The organism is Nocardioides sp. CPCC 206348, assembly GCF_048654705.1.
In the GTDB taxonomy this organism is placed as follows: Bacteria; Actinomycetota; Actinomycetes; order Propionibacteriales; family Nocardioidaceae; genus Nocardioides.
In genome coordinates this window covers 911-1,760 of the sequence record NZ_JBMCZA010000158.1, presented here as the reverse complement: position 1 = coordinate 1,760, position 850 = coordinate 911, and the positions used below count along the sequence as shown (strand labels likewise).

The window sequence follows — 850 nt, the reverse complement described above, 5'->3', positions numbered from 1 at the left end:
CCATCGACGGCGACGGATGGCTGCACACCGGCGACATCGGCGTCCTCGACGACCAGGGCAACCTGCGGATCACCGACCGCCTCAAGGACATGTACATCTCCGGCGGCTTCAACGTCTATCCCGCCGAGGTGGAACAGGCCCTGATGCGCATGGAGGGCATCACCGACGTCGCCGTCATCGGCGTTCCCGACGAGCGCATGGGCGAGGTCGGCAAGGCGTACGTCGTCGGCACGCCCACCTCCGAGGAGGTCGTCGCCTTCGCGAGGGACCGCCTCGCAAACTTCAAGGTGCCGCGCATCGTCGAGCACCTCGACGCACTCCCCCGGAACCTCGGGGGCAAGGTGCTCAAGAACGCCCTTCGAGGCTCGCAAGCTCCCACCTCAGGACCCGGGAAGAAGAACTGATGGATCTCAACCTCTCCGAGTCGGAGCTGGCCTTCCAGGCCGAGGCCCGCGCCTGGCTGGCCGCGAACGTTCCGGCGGAGCCACTGCCGTCCCTCGACACTGCCGAAGGCTTCGAGCTGCACCGCCAGTGGGAAGCGAAGCTCTCGGACGCGCGGTGGTCCGTCGTGTCCTGGCCCGAGGAGTACCACGGCCGCGGTGCGTCGCTGGTCGAGTGGGTCGTCTTCGAGGAGGAGTACTACCGCGCCGGCGCTCCCCTGCGGGTGGGCCAGAACGGCATCTTCCTGCTCTCCCCCATCCTGTTCGAGCACGGCACCAAGGACCAGCAGGACCGGTTCCTGCCGTCGATGGCGACCGGTGAGACGGTCTGGGCCCAGTGCTGGAGCGAGCCGGAGGCCGGCTCCGACCTCGCGTCGCTTCGCTCGACCGCGCGCCGGGACGACGACCGC

At 68.8% G+C, this 850-nt stretch carries 2 protein-coding genes; both read left to right on the top strand.

Going from position 1 to position 850, the window contains the following annotated elements; genetic code table 11:
• A partial coding sequence (locus tag ACOADB_RS11495; RefSeq protein WP_420280778.1) for an AMP-binding enzyme occupies positions 1–404 on the top strand: 404 nt, incomplete at its 5' end.
• Positions 404–850, top strand: a 447-nt coding sequence (locus ACOADB_RS11490; protein ID WP_378598329.1) for an acyl-CoA dehydrogenase family protein, incomplete at its 3' end; no start/stop codon positions are given. The genes ACOADB_RS11495 and ACOADB_RS11490, both read left to right, overlap by 1 nt.